The sequence below is a fragment of the Zhongshania aliphaticivorans genome (genome assembly GCF_902705875.1).
GTDB lineage: Bacteria > Pseudomonadota > Gammaproteobacteria > Pseudomonadales > Spongiibacteraceae > Spongiibacter > Spongiibacter aliphaticivorans_A.
This window is the reverse complement of sequence record NZ_CACSIK010000001.1, coordinates 1531218-1545119: the sequence shown is the minus strand read 5'-3', so window position 1 is coordinate 1545119 and position 13902 is coordinate 1531218. Positions and strand designations below refer to the sequence as shown.

Here is a 13902-nt window from a genome sequence, read left to right as displayed (position 1 = left end):
TTAAAATAACTATTCTTATTTACCACACCGCTATCACTAGACGTGCTCGCGAAATAACCAAGGCGTTTTTTTCTGCCACTGCCCTTCAAATGCACGAATATCATCGGCGTCTTGGAGGGTTAAACCAATGTCATCTAAGCCATTGAGCAAGCAATATTTACGAAAACTATCTACTTCAAAGCTTATTGACTCACCCTCTGGCGTAACGACCGTTTGCGCAGCCAAATCAACTTTCAGAGTATAACCTTCACAGGCATACATCGCCGTGAATATCTCGTCGACTTTGTCCGCGGCTAACACAATTGGCAATACACCATTCTTAAAGCAGTTATTAAAGAAGATATCGGCAAAACTCGGTGCAATCACACAGCAAAAACCATAATCCTCTAACGCCCAAGGCGCATGTTCACGGCTAGATCCACAGCCAAAATTTTCACGCGCAATAAGTACCGAGGCCCCACTGTAACGAGGAAAATTCAAGGGAAAATCGGGATTAACTGGACGACCAGCGCAATCTTGTCCTGGCTGACCTTCGTCAAGGTAGCGCAATTCGTCAAACAAATTTGGACCAAAGCCACTACGCTTTATCGATTTCAAAAACTGCTTAGGAATAATCATGTCGGTATCAACATTGGCGCGATCCATTGGCGCAACAATACCTTCTAATACTGTAAATGCTTTCATCATAAACTCCTTATATCCATTCTCGTACGTCGACGAAATGACCTGCTATCGCAGCTGCAGCTGCCATTGCTGGGCTGACGAGATGAGTACGGCCACCGAAGCCCTGACGGCCTTCAAAATTGCGATTAGATGTAGATGCGCAGTGCTCGCCAGAACCTAATTTATCGGCATTCATAGCTAGACACATTGAACAACCTGGCTCTCTCCACAATAGCCCTGCTTCTAAAAATATTTTATCCAATCCCTCAGCCTCAGCCTGCTTTTTGACTAATCCGGAACCGGGAACAACCAATGCTTCTTTAACATTGCTCGCCACCTTTTTACCGCGAACTACTGCGGCAGCATCACGTAAATCTTCTATTCTTGAGTTAGTACATGAGCCAATAAACACACGATCAAGTTTAATATCCGTTATCGCTTGCCCTGCTGTCAGCCCCATATACTGAAGCGCTCGCTCACAGCCACTACGTTTTGCTGCATCACTGTAATCATCTGGGCTTGGCACTCGGCTACTTACCGGCAACACCATCTCAGGACTTGTACCCCAAGTAACCTGAGGAATAATATCAGCACCATTTAAGACCACGGTTTTATCAAACACCGCGTCATCATCACTGTGCAAGGTATCCCAATACGCCAAGGCCAGCGGCCACTCGCTCTCATTCGGCGCAAATGGACGACCTTTCACATACTCAATAGTCAGCTCATCGACGGCCACCATACCTACCCGCGCACCGCCTTCGATCGCCATATTACAAACGGTCATACGGCCTTCCATGGACAATTTACGGATCGCATCACCACCAAATTCAATAGCGTATCCCGTACCACCGGCCGTACCAATTTTGCCAATGATCGCTAATACGACGTCTTTAGCAGTTACCCCAGCTCCCAGCTCACCATCTACTCGAACCAGCATGTTCTTACTTTTCTTTTGGATAAGGCACTGAGTGGCTAAAACATGCTCTACCTCAGAAGTACCAATACCATGCGCCAAAGCACCTAAAGCACCGTGAGTTGCGGTATGCGAATCACCACACACTACCGTCATACCCGGTAGCGTAGCGCCCTGTTCCGGCCCAACAACATGCACAATACCCTGACGCACATCATTTATTGGGAACTCTGTAATCCCAAACTCATCACAGTTATCATCCAAGGTTCGCACCTGTATCCGTGACACCTCATCGGCAATAGCTTCAACACCGCCACTACGTTCAAGCAATTCGGTAGGAACATTATGGTCAGGCGTGGCAATATTTGCCGTAATCCGCCAAGGTTCACGCCCAGCCAAACGCAAGCCCTCAAACGCCTGTGGCGACGTGACTTCGTGTACTAAATGACGGTCTATATACAGCAAAGCAGTTCCGTCATCGCGCTCCTTTACAAGGTGCGCATTCCAGAGTTTGTCGTAAAGCGTTTGTCCAGCCATAATCCTGCCCCGTTTTGTCCTACCCAAAGGTATTTAACGTATTACCCTATCAAGAATATCCGTTGACCTAGCAACAGATAGAATTCAGAGCCGCAATATTACTAAGCGGCAACAAATAAAACAAATTCATAATTTTCATTATTTGCATAACCACAAGGAATAGAAATACACTAGCAACATGGACACCGAATCTTTAAAAGCCTTTCTTGCCGTCGCCGAACTGCACTCTTTTTCGCTTGCGGCCGAGCAGTTATTTATCACCCAACCGGCGGTGAGCAAGCGTATCGCCACACTTGAAAGCCAGCTTAACTGTAAATTATTTGATCGCATTGGCCGCAACGTTCACTTAACTGAAGCAGGCCATGCCTTGCTGCCTCAAAGCCGGCGCATTCTCCAAGATATAAAAGAAGCGGTTCGCAGCATCCATGATTTACGTGGCCACGTCAGCGGTCGCTTATCAATGGGAATTAGCCATCATATTGGCCTACATCGCCTCCCTCCAATTTTACGCAAGTACAGCCAGCTATACCCAGATGTAAAATTAGATATCGATTTTATGGATTCCGAGCAGGCTCACCAACTTATCCTACACGGCGAAATGGACTTAGCCGTTATCACCCTCGCCCCAACCAGTGAACAGCAGCTACAGTCAATACCAATCTGGGAAGACCCACTGAAAGTTGCCGTCGCTCACAACCACGCCCTGGCACACAATCAATCAGTGACTACAGAAATGCTCAGCCAATACACCGCATTACCGCCAGGTTTAAACACCTATACGGGACAGATCATCAAGGACTTGTTTGACCAACGCGGCTTAAAAATGACCATTGGCATGTCTACCAATTACCTAGAAACCATCAAAGTAATGGTAAGCATTGGACTGGGCTGGAGCATATTACCGCTTACATTACTTGATGACAGTGTCACCGCATTGGAATGGGAAGAACAAACACTAAGTAGAACATTGGGCTGCGTGCATCACCGGAATCGCAGCCTGTCGAACGCCGCTGAAGCATTTATTGAATTACTCAAAGACGCTCGGGAAGATAAATTCCGTTAGTTTAAAACGGGGCGCAACTTCTGTAATAGCGATTGCATCTGCTCAGGAGTATCTGCGTCTAGAATTATACCTTCATCATCAAGGCCGACAATATCTAGGCCCGCCTCGTCAGCAGCAGCAATGATACTGCGAGCGCCTTCATCTTGTGACAACTGACTCAAATCACACCAAAAATGCCTGCCAAACGCAACAGGGTGCCCCCGCTGCTCGCCATAACGAGGAATGATAATTTTATCCGCCACCGCCCTAGCAGCAACACGCCGTAAAGAGGAAATACGAATAAGAGGAAGATCAGCCGGCATCAATAATAACGATGGCGCGGCAGATTGCGCCATAACCATAGCAACCGCATCCGCAATACTTGCCCCCATACCACGCTTAGCATTTGCCGCATAAAGGCAGGGAGCATCAATAAGCGCAGATACATCATCTTCTGGGTCTATCACCACATAGGCATCCAGCCCTGCTTTTCTCACTCGACGAATCAAGGCATTAATAAGTACGCCGCCATGGGGAAGTTTCGTAAACCGCTTATCCGCACTGCCAAACCGCCGACTTTTCCCAGCGGCAAGAATAAGCACAGGGAGGGCATCCCCGTTAAACACGAACACCACCTTTGCCGCTCTGAATAGATGCCCGTAACTGGGTCAACTGCGCCATGACTGCGACTGCAATTTCCATTGCGGACTTACTGCCAATAGCCAAACCCACCGGTGCATATAAACGGCCAATTTGTTTATCACTAAGATCAAGCTGCTTAAGGCGTTGACGCCTTTTTTGCGAGGTTCGCTCTGATCCCAGAGCGCCAACATAAAAGAGGGGTTCGGTAAGCGCCTGCATTAACGCCATATCGTCAATCCTAGGGTCGTGGGTTAAAGTAATCACCGCCGTAAAAGGGTCAGAAAACTGACTCACCGCCTCATCCGGCATTAATCCACATAATTCAGCACCACTTACGGACCAGTGCTCACGTCGGTCTTCACGAGGGTCGCAAACAACAACACGATAATCCATAGCTAGGGCAATTTCAGAAATACAACGCGCCAACTCATTAGCACCAACTAACAACAGACAATATCTTGGTCCAAAATCTTGAGTCAACGTATCATGAGTAAGCGCTAGAGGCTGACAACTTTCAACATGCTCTAATTGCCATTGACCACTTTGTAAATCTACCTGACGGCGCATGGCTCGACGATCAGCTAAAGCATCACACAAGGCCTGCAAGTTGTCACAACGGTCTGACGTAGCAAAGATTGGCTCAATTAAAATCTGCATTCGTCCACCGCAGGGCAAACCAAAGCGTTCATTTTCTTCCGCACTGACCCCGTATTCTAGTATCTCTGGTAATTGGCTTGCCAATGCGCCCTTATGCAGCTTGGCTAATAACTCATCTTCTATACAGCCACCAGACAAGGAGCCAACGACAGCACCTTCAGCATTCATCGCCATCATTGAGCCCAGCGGCCGAGGTGATGCGCCAAAGGTTTGAACAACCGTGCACAGCCAACCCGCCTCTCCTCTCTTCAAGAAATCTAGCGCCGCACCCAGAACGAACTGCTCAATACTTTTCACTGTTTATTCAACTACCCTACAAAACTCACAGACAAAAAAAACGCCGCAAACGCGGCGTTAACAAACTACCCCAAGGGCAATACTAGTACCAGCGGTATGTAGCCTGAAGCGCGTAAGTACGAGGCGCCTCGATAAAACCGTAGTGGCCCGTGCTACCAAAAATACTGCTAGATAACGGCGTATCATTAGAATAAGAAATAATCGTCTCATCCGTCAGATTTTTAACTAAAAATGCCGCTTCCCAGCCCTTAGCTACATCACTTAAAGACAGGCGAACATTGGTTTTAACGTAAGCGTCTTGCTCTTGTGAAGGATCAAGGTTCTGCGATGAGTTATAAGCACCCGTAAAGACAAAGTCAGCGCCACCACGGAATTCAAGATCCTTACTTACCATTGTAGTGTAAACAAACGTTATGTTGCCTGAGTAATCAGCAACGTACTGATTGGTTTTGCCTTTGTAATCACAGTACTCCGTACCACTCAAGCTAACCGCATCTGGCGTCTGCCCTTGATAACACTGACCATTTTCAAAGTCAGTAAACTCAAAGTCCAAGAACGCAAGCGCACCGGTCATCATTAATTTTTCTGTTAATGCCATCCGTCCGTCAAGCTCTAAGCCCATTGTGGTAGCTGCACCAGCGTTACCTACATTAAAACCCAATGTGCCATCAAAGATACTGACTTGCAGATCGTCGTATTTGGTATAGAACGCCGCAACATTAAGCTCAGCCGCACCGTCTAACAAGGTCGTTTTGGCACCCACCTCAAAACTAGTTGCCTTTTCTTCCTCATACTCAAAACTACCCACAATAACCGGAGCGCCACCTGGGTTTAGCGTATTTTGTATGGCACGAACTTCATTTTCTTCTGGCGAGGCGTTTGAGCGGGCATCATAACCACCTGATTTATAACCTATACTCGCCGTAGAATAGAGCATTACGTCATCGCTCCAGTCGTATTGAAGATTAACCGATGGCGCAAAATTACCCTCAGAACGAGAACCCTTTAAATCATGGCGTTCTGCGGAAAAATTCTTTGCAACAACGGTATCAACTTCGCCCTCTGGACGAATTTCTCCGGTTGATAAGTCACTTAATTCTAACTGGCGAGACCCATCTTTTTCTTCATAAGAATAACGACCACCAAAGGTAGCGCGGAACAAATCGGTAATATTCCATGTGGTTTGCAAAAAAACCGAAAACAATTCAGCGTCTGAACTAAAAGTACGTGGAGTACCCAAGTTTTCTACCTCAGTCCCCGCATCACCGACACCACCCAAGCCAAGCCCTAACAAACCGCCAGTCACATCAAACGGAGGTGCTTCACCACTCGCGCCCAGTGTTTGTAAATCTTGAGCATTTAACAACTGAGGTAAGATGTCACTTGTGACCTGAATACTATCGAAGAAATCGAGCTCACTTTTCTGGTAAAAACCGCCACCAATGAACTCAAAGGTTTCACCTACTGGTGATACCCAACGAATCTCTTGGCTAAATTGGCTGTATTCCTCTTCAGCTGCAACAGCAAAAACCTCTGCACCTGTGAAGTCACAATCACAGAGCTCTTCTGTGTCATAGCCTAAAATACCCGTAATAAAGGTAAACTGGTGCTCACCCCAAGCATAATCTACGTTTAACGTAACATTATAAGTATCGTTGTAGCTGTAATCACCATTTGAGGAGCGCTTAAAATCTTGGTAATTATTTAGAACGGAAGAATCAGCATCTACCGTAGCCAAAGGAATTCCAGCAATAGCAATTTCGGTATCATCAAGAATTTGACCGTAGGTTTTGCCTGTAAACTGCGTTGTAGATGATGTAGAGGGTTGGTCATTAATAATTTCAACCTGACGCCCATTAACATCAAACTGGCCCATTTCCATTTTTAATGACGCCGTTAAATCTGGATTCACATCCCAGTCCACAATCAAACGGATTGTCTGCTCATCACGCTGTGGCTCATCACGATTCAGCGTTAGGTTTTCCATATAACCATCTGTCTCACGCTTGCGAATGGCTAATCGCGCACCCAAATCGTCAGTCAATGGGCCAGAAACCATAAGATCTAAGACCTTCTCGTTGGTTTCTACCTCGTAAGTACCAGAAACCAATCCCTCAAACTCTTGACCGGGACGAGCAGAAATCAAACTCAACGCGCCGGCTATACTGTTTTTACCAAACAATATATTTTGCGGCCCACGCAATACCTCAACCCGTTGAAGATCCAAAAACGGTGCCCGAGTCAGCTGAGCTCGGCCGTAACTCACACCATCAAAATACATACCAACCGATTGCTCAAAACCGGGGTTAATACCTGAACCAATACCACGAATATAAATATTAGTACCAATGCCAGTTTCAGACATGGTTAAGTTGGGAACATAGGCTTGCAGGTCTTCAATCTTGCTAATACCCGCTTCCATCATTTTATCACCTGACACCGCATTCACGGAAACAGGCACATCTTGCAAACTCTCCGCCCGTATTGTGGCGGTGACGATAACTTCTTCTAAAACAGTGGCTGCCATAGAGTATGACGAGCACAACACAATAGCGGATGCTAAAGCGGAACGGCGAAAACAAAAAACAGGACTTTTCAAGGTCATGAGACCTCCAAGGGTGAAAGTTTTATATTTATAGTGCCGCAGTTGTAATGCCAGCGGCCTAATTTAAAAGCAACATTTATCACAAACATTAGTCGCCAATGTATTCGTTGAAAACATAGGCATTATACGGAATAGCCTATCAATTTTGTACTTTTTTTAATTACCCCTCCTTATTTAGCACAAAAAAAAGAGTGTGACACAGATCACACTCTTTATAAATCACACTAAGCAATTAGCTACCAACGATATGCGACTTGCACAGCAACACTACGTGGCCGCTCAACAAAGGCATAATGGCCTATACTCTGAAAGGTACTATTTGCCAGAGGCGTATCATTTGAATAAGAAATGACGTCTTCATCTGTCAAGTTTTTACCGATGAGCGCCACTTCCCAACCAGCATTAAGATCACTCACCGCCACTCGCATATTGACCTCTACGTAACCATCTTGCTCTTGGCTAGGGTCTAAGTTTTGCGACGAGTTGTAATCACCGGTAAATGTGAAGTCGGTGCCTGCACGAAATTCCATTGCATCACCAAATGCCTTGGTATAAACCAAACCAACATTACCGGAATAATCCGCCACATATTGATTCGACATCCCCTTGTAATCACAGTAATTAACGCCATTCACCGTAGAGTCTGGAGTTTGCCCTTGGTAACACTGGCCATTTTCAAAATCTGTGAATTCAAAATCGAGGAAGGCCAAGGCACCCGTCATTAACAAATTATCCGTTAACGCAAAACGGCCATCGAGCTCAATACCTTTAGTTTCTGCAGCACCCGCATTACCCACGTTGAAGCCAAGCGTGCCGTCAAAAATACTAACTTGCAGATCATCGTATTTGGTAAAGAAAACCGCGACGTTTAACTCACCACGTCCATCCATGAAGCTGGTTTTTGCGCCGGCCTCAAAGCTTGTCGCCTGTTCTTCGTCATACTCAAAGGAACCAACAATTGATGAACCTGCTGCATTTAAGTCTGCACTCGGAGAGGCATTTGAGCGTGCATCAAACCCGCCCGACTTATAACCCCGACTTACGGTTGCGTAAGCCATCACATCGTCATTCACATCAAACTGGACATTGATAGATGGAGCAAAATTACCGCCATCTTGACTGCCCTCAAGTTCATGTCTTTCAACCTTAAATACACCGGCCAAAACGCCATCGACTGTCCCAAGGGGGCGCTCATTGCCATCAAGATCAGCAACCGTCAGGGTTCTAGTACCATCTTTTTCTTCGTAGGAGTATCTAACCCCTAGAGTAGCCCGTAAACGATCAGATACATTCCATGTGGTTTGCCAAAAGGCCGACCACAGTTCAGCATCGCTCGTAAAATAACGAGGCGTGGTAGTATTTGAAATTGCCGCCATCGCACCACCGGCTGCTGCTGAGGAATTAGGCTCATTGGCTGCACCACCTGCCTGAGCATATACTCTTGAGTAAACGGCTTGGGGAATAATATCGCTATCGATTACTAGAGCGTCAAAAAAGTCCAATTCACTTTTCTGATAGTACATGCCACCGATATGCTCGAAAGTTCCGCCAGCTGCCGATACCCAGCGAACCTCTTGGCTATATTGCTCGTAATCTTCTTCCATTGGTAGACTGAAGACTGGCGCGCCCGTGAAGTCACAGTCACACAACTCTTCAAACTCATATTCCAACAACCCGGTGATAAATGTCAGCGTACCCTCACCGATGGCGTAGTCCACGTTCAACGTAATATTTTTGGTTCGGTTATTACTGTAATCACCATTCGAGGAACGTTTGTAATCTTGTGTTGTGTTTAACACTGAAGGATCAGCGCCAAAATTACCCACCAGAGCTTGTGCATAAGTTGCTCCACCCAGTAAGGCAGAAGGCTGATCATTGACTATTTCAACCTGTCGACCTAGGACATCAAACTTACCTAGTTCGAATTTCAACATTGCCGTAAGGTCTTCTGTTGCATCCCAGTCTAAAATAGCGCGAATCGTTGATTCATCTCGCTGTGGCTCATCGCGGTTCAGGGTTAAGTTTTCCATGTAGCCGCCAAACTCACGCTTGCGAACAGCAACCCGTGCACCTAGGTTATCGGTAATCGGGCCAGAGAGCATAAAATCAACAATTTTTTCGTCGTGATCAGGCTCATACAAGCCTGAAATCATACCTTCTTGCTCTTGCCCCGGACGTGCGGACACAAGACTAAGGGCACCGGCAATACTGTTTTTACCATAGAGAATATTTTGGGGGCCGCGTAGAACTTCGACTCGTGCTAAATCTAAAAATGGAGCTCGTGTTAACTGACTACGACCATAGGAAACACCGTCAAAATACATACCGACTGATTGCTCAAAGCCGGGGTTAATACCCGAACCAATACCGCGAATGTAAATATTGGTGCCAATGCCTGTTTCAGACATGGACAAGTTAGGTACATAGGCCTGAAGATCTTCTATTTTATCAATTCCGGCCTCCTGCATTTTTTCACCGGCCATTGCATTTACAGATACAGGCACATCTTGCAGGCTTTCAGTTCTAAGGGTTGCTGTAACCAACACTTCTTCTAAAGCCGGCGCAGCGTATAGAGCCGGATTTGCACACAAGCCAACAGCCAACACCATTGGCGCGACAGGATTTACTATGCGCTTTTTCGTCATTTAAGACACTCCAAATAAATTTATTTTAATTATCCACCCTCTTGATTAGCGATTTAACTCGCATCAACCATAGGGGTTATTAGAGAGTTTAGACGGTATTTCACAGAAGTAAAATGTGGAATACCACTATGCTCCAGCCTGAATGGCGCAACATATTTTACGAATAGTAGATGGGATTAGATCAAGATAGAAAACAAAAATGATAAGCTGACTTTTTAGGTATATGTGGCGCTAAAAAACCCCCATTTCTAGCCCCGTAGAAAACGCGGTAGATAGATCCCTCGCCTGCTGAAATACAACCTCATCAGGACGACCGGTCACTACGATAGGCTCACTTACAGAGCGCCACAAATAGCCCTTTGCGATACGATTAAATTGGCTTAAGGCGTTGCCACCATCATTTCCAGCACAAATAAAAACGGCGTAAGGTCTAATCAAATTACGCTCAAGCACTGGATAAAAGGTACGGTCTAAAAAGTCTTTCATACCGCCGGCGATAGCCCCAAAATTCTCAGGAAAAAACAGCAGCAAGCCATCACTCCACACCACATCCCGCGTCCCGGTTTCAGCAGCTCGACGCAAACGTACATCAACATTAGGTTCAGCAGCGATCGCCGCAGAATAAGCAGCGTAAGCTAATCGCTCGTTTCTGCCAGATTGACTGTGATATACAATAAGTAAATGCTTTTGTTCAAGCTCAGACACAAACCCTCCTCTAAAACTCTAGTAAACTAACAAGCACTCGGCCGGCAAATTATACTGCCACCGATAAATCATCAATATCATACACAAGGTAGGCCAATGAAATATCTTCACACCATGATTCGAGTTAAAGACTTAGAGGCATCTATGCACTTTTATTGCGATTTACTTGGTCTAATAGAGGTCAAACGCTATGACAGTGAGAAAGGCCGCTTTAGTCTTATATATCTTGCCGCCCCTGATGATCACGAAACAGCAAAAACCAGTCAATCGCCAACCATAGAACTTACGTATAACTGGGACACCGAAGACTATAGTGGTGGACGCAATTTCGGCCACCTAGCCTTTGCTGTCGACAATATCTACGCAAGCTGTCAAAAACTGATGGCGGCAGGCGTGACAATTAGCCGACCACCCCGCGATGGTCATATGGCATTTGTGCGCTCACCCGATTTGATCTCGATAGAGCTTTTGCAACGTGGCGACGCACTCGCGCCGGCGGAACCTTGGTTATCAATGACAAATACAGGTGAGTGGTAGTTAAAATATTCCGAAGAACCAGCCACCACTTTTTAAGTCTTTTTCACAGCGACTAAGCTGACCACCGTAAGTTGCTGCTCGTGCTGACACATTGCCGGCAACCCGCTTTAGCCAGGGTTTGCTGGCAAAACTGCGCTTTTTAAAACCACCATGGCCCTCATGGTAAGCCATATACAAGCTATAAGCATCGGTACTGCTAATACCGTTTATCTTGCCACTGGTATTGTTATACCAGCCGATAAAATCAATGGCGTCAGCAAAATTATCGCGATCAGCGCCCCAGTTACCCGACTTATCGATATACCAATCCCAGGTTCCATCTTTAGCCTGAGGGTAACCATAAGCATCAGACATACGCCCTGCCGGAATAAAACCTAACCAGTATTTTTTGGGTGGCTTGGCATTGGCAACAAAGCGCGACTCCTGATGCATTATTGCCATCATGATTGGAATGGGCGAATTCCACTTTTTTGAAGCATCTTTGGCATCGCCATACCAGCCTCCTTTTTCTCGAAAAATAGCACAGACATCACCTGGGTTTCGTGGTGGTGAGGTCGTACATGCAGACACTGACAATAATATTAATAGCAGACAAACTACTCTCATGCTGTACCGCCATCGCTAGCAAACAATTGGAGCAAACCTTGCTCATCAATCACTTTCACTCCTAAAGCCTCCGCTTTTGCTAACTTTGACCCCGCACTGGCACCCGCCGCAACACAGCTCGTTTTGGCAGACACACTACCCGCCACCTTTGCCCCAAGAGCCTGTAATTTTTCCTTGGCCTCGCCCCGTGTCATGCTATCTAAATTGCCTGTAAGCACCCAGGTTTGACCAGCCAAGGGCTGTTCGCCGCCCGTTTTTTTCTCACTAGGCCAATGCACGCCCCGCTCACATAATTGCTGAACAACCTCGCGATTTAGCTCTGCGGAAAAAAACGCATGAATATGACTAGCCACGATAGGACCAACATCATCCACTTGAATTAACTCATCTTCTGAGGCAGCCATTAATTCAGCTAAACCACCAAAATGGCGCGCCAAATTTAATGCTGTCGCCTCACCCACTTCACGAATACCTAGGGAATATAAAAAACGCGGCAAGGTCGTCGTCCGAGCTCGCTCGAGTGCGGCAATAATATTCTCTGCAGACTTTAAACCCATGCGCTCTAGGGCAGCCAACTGATCTACGGTTAGCAGGAATAAATCTGCCACAGTGTCTACTAAACCGGCATCAACAATCTGTTCTACTAGTTTATCGCCTAGCCCATCAATATCCATGGCCTTGCGGCTGGCAAAGTGTTTTATTCCTTCCTTGCGCTGTGCACCGCAAACCAATCCGCCACTACAGCGTAACGCCGCCTCACCTGGTGCCCGCTCTACCGGACTATCACAGACAGGGCATGTTGTTGGCGGGATTATTTCAACACTCTCTTCTGAACGACGCTCTAATACAACCTGAACAATTTGCGGGATGACGTCACCAGCACGGCGCACCACAACATGGTCTCCCACCATGACACCTAGGCGGGCTATCTCATCAAAATTATGAAGCGATGCATTACTCACGGTCACACCACCGACAAACACTGGCTCCAGTTTGGCCACAGGGGTAATCGCACCGGTACGTCCAACCTGAAACTCCACGTCTCTAAGTAGCGTCATTTCTTCCTGTGCGGGAAACTTGTGAGCAATGGCCCATCGCGGAGCGCGTGATACAAAACCCAGCTGATCCTGCAATACTAATGAATCAACCTTAAAAACAATTCCATCTATGTCATAAGGCAGGCTATCTCGTCGCGCTAAGAGATCTTGATAGTAATTTAGGCAGCCTTCAACAGAGTCAACCACCCTAAGCTCCGAACTTACTAGAAAGCCCCACTCACGAAGTTGTTGCAAACCCTGACTATGGGTTGAGGAAATTGCCTCGCCTTCTTGCTGCGCTATACCGTAGCAACTCATTTCTAAGGGACGCGTAGCGGTTATACGGCTATCCAATTGCCGCAAGCTACCCGCCGCGGCATTGCGTGGATTAACAAACACCTTGCCATCGGATTCTCTTGCCGCAGCATTAATACGCTCAAAGCCTTGTCGGGGCATATAAATTTCACCCCGCACTTCTAATTCTTCAGGCCAGGAATCCCCGCGCAATCGCAGGGGAATTGAGGGAATTGTTTTTACATTGAGCGTGATATCTTCGCCCACTCTTCCATCGCCACGGGTCGCGCCTCGAACAAGCACACCATCAACATAGAGCAGGCTCACCGCGATACCATCCAGCTTAGGCTCGCAGGCATAAGCAAACGTGGACGCGTCAACTAAGCGGCTTTTAACACGTCGGTCAAAGTCTATTAATTCTTGCTCTGAAAACACATTATCCAGCGATAGCATGGGTGTTTCATGGCGGACTTGCTTAAATGACGAGAGAGGAGCCGCACCCACTCGTTGCGTGGGGGAGTCCAAACTTGCCCACTCGGGATGGCTGGTTTCAATATCACGTAATTCTTTAAATAGACGATCGTACTCAGCGTCGGGAACTTGCGGCGCGTCGAGGACATAATATTGATAATTATGATGATGGAGCTGGTTGCGCAAGGCCTCAAGGCGCTCACGCAGGGAACGTTCAGACATTCAAGACGCCATTGTTATAATTCAGT

At 46.7% G+C, this 13902-nt stretch carries 11 protein-coding genes; 2 read left to right on the top strand and 9 right to left on the bottom strand.

Going from position 1 to position 13902, the window contains the following annotated elements; translation table 11 throughout:
* Positions 1 to 36: 36 nt before the first annotated feature.
* Together leuD and leuC are read right to left on the bottom strand one after the other, a co-directional pair.
* The gene (gene leuD, locus AELLOGFF_RS07045; RefSeq protein WP_159269312.1) at positions 37 to 684 is read right to left on the bottom strand and encodes a 3-isopropylmalate dehydratase small subunit; all 648 of its coding nucleotides are present in this window, start codon (positions 682 to 684) and stop codon (positions 37 to 39) included.
* Positions 685 to 694: 10 nt separating this feature from the next.
* Positions 695 to 2116, bottom strand: coding sequence for a 3-isopropylmalate dehydratase large subunit (gene leuC, locus AELLOGFF_RS07040; RefSeq protein WP_159268012.1), 1422 nt, complete (start codon positions 2114 to 2116; stop codon positions 695 to 697).
* A gap of 178 nt (positions 2117 to 2294) precedes the next feature.
* On the opposite strand from leuC, the gene AELLOGFF_RS07035 reads away from it, so the two are divergent.
* Complete coding sequence (locus AELLOGFF_RS07035; protein ID WP_159268010.1) at positions 2295 to 3179, top strand: LysR family transcriptional regulator; 885 nt, start codon at positions 2295 to 2297, stop codon at positions 3177 to 3179.
* Here AELLOGFF_RS07035 and AELLOGFF_RS07030 read toward each other — a convergent pair.
* The 5 genes from AELLOGFF_RS07030 to AELLOGFF_RS07010 form a co-directional block, all read right to left on the bottom strand.
* The gene (locus tag AELLOGFF_RS07030) at positions 3176 to 3784 is read right to left on the bottom strand and encodes a nucleotidyltransferase family protein (RefSeq protein ID WP_159268008.1); all 609 of its coding nucleotides are present in this window, start codon (positions 3782 to 3784) and stop codon (positions 3176 to 3178) included. The two genes, AELLOGFF_RS07035 and AELLOGFF_RS07030, sit on opposite strands and share 4 nt — an antisense overlap.
* Positions 3777 to 4754: an XdhC family protein gene (locus AELLOGFF_RS07025; RefSeq protein ID WP_159268007.1), complete on the bottom strand. Its 978-nt coding sequence runs from the start codon at positions 4752 to 4754 to the stop codon at positions 3777 to 3779. Before AELLOGFF_RS07025 ends, AELLOGFF_RS07030 begins: the two co-directional genes overlap by 8 nt.
* Before the next feature lie 82 nt (positions 4755 to 4836).
* Entirely contained in the window at positions 4837 to 7359 is a 2523-nt protein-coding gene (locus AELLOGFF_RS07020) for a TonB-dependent receptor (protein ID WP_159268006.1), read from the bottom strand.
* 236 nt (positions 7360 to 7595) lie between these two features.
* Positions 7596 to 10004 (bottom strand): TonB-dependent receptor, encoded by a 2409-nt coding sequence (locus AELLOGFF_RS07015; protein WP_159268005.1) that lies wholly within the window; start codon positions 10002 to 10004, stop codon positions 7596 to 7598.
* 231 nt (positions 10005 to 10235) lie between these two features.
* Positions 10236 to 10709 carry a flavodoxin family protein gene (locus AELLOGFF_RS07010; RefSeq protein WP_159268004.1) on the bottom strand — a complete coding sequence of 158 codons (474 nt, stop codon included), beginning with the start codon at positions 10707 to 10709 and terminating at the stop codon, positions 10236 to 10238.
* A gap of 96 nt (positions 10710 to 10805) precedes the next feature.
* Here AELLOGFF_RS07010 and AELLOGFF_RS07005 point away from each other — a divergent pair, with 96 nt between their 5' ends.
* Positions 10806 to 11246, top strand: a complete 441-nt coding sequence (locus AELLOGFF_RS07005) for a VOC family protein (protein WP_159268003.1) — start codon at positions 10806 to 10808, stop codon at positions 11244 to 11246.
* Here the strand turns inward: AELLOGFF_RS07005 and AELLOGFF_RS07000 are convergent, their stop codons facing one another.
* Entirely contained in the window at positions 11247 to 11852 is a 606-nt protein-coding gene (locus AELLOGFF_RS07000; RefSeq protein WP_159268002.1) for a transglycosylase SLT domain-containing protein, read from the bottom strand.
* Complete coding sequence (ligA, locus tag AELLOGFF_RS06995) at positions 11849 to 13876, bottom strand: NAD-dependent DNA ligase LigA (RefSeq protein ID WP_159268001.1); 2028 nt, start codon at positions 13874 to 13876, stop codon at positions 11849 to 11851. The genes AELLOGFF_RS07000 and ligA overlap by 4 nt, the downstream gene beginning before the upstream one ends.
* Positions 13877 to 13902: the final 26 nt, after the last annotated feature.

Bases quoted from the DNA above. Each gene is read 5' to 3' on its own strand.
- leuD (WP_159269312.1), bottom strand. From the start codon at position 684: ATGAAAGCATTTACAGTATTAGAAGGTATTGTTGCGCCAATGGATCGC.
- leuC (WP_159268012.1), bottom strand. From the start codon at position 2,116: ATGGCTGGACAAACGCTTTACGACAAACTCTGGAATGCGCACCTTGTA.
- AELLOGFF_RS07035 (WP_159268010.1), top strand. From the start codon at position 2,295: ATGGACACCGAATCTTTAAAAGCCTTTCTTGCCGTCGCCGAACTGCAC.
- AELLOGFF_RS07020 (WP_159268006.1), bottom strand. From the start codon at position 7,359: ATGACCTTGAAAAGTCCTGTTTTTTGTTTTCGCCGTTCCGCTTTAGCA.
- AELLOGFF_RS07015 (WP_159268005.1), bottom strand. From the start codon at position 10,004: ATGACGAAAAAGCGCATAGTAAATCCTGTCGCGCCAATGGTGTTGGCT.
- AELLOGFF_RS07005 (WP_159268003.1), top strand. From the start codon at position 10,806: ATGAAATATCTTCACACCATGATTCGAGTTAAAGACTTAGAGGCATCT.
- AELLOGFF_RS07000 (WP_159268002.1), bottom strand. From the start codon at position 11,852: ATGAGAGTAGTTTGTCTGCTATTAATATTATTGTCAGTGTCTGCATGT.
- ligA (WP_159268001.1), bottom strand. From the start codon at position 13,876: ATGTCTGAACGTTCCCTGCGTGAGCGCCTTGAGGCCTTGCGCAACCAG.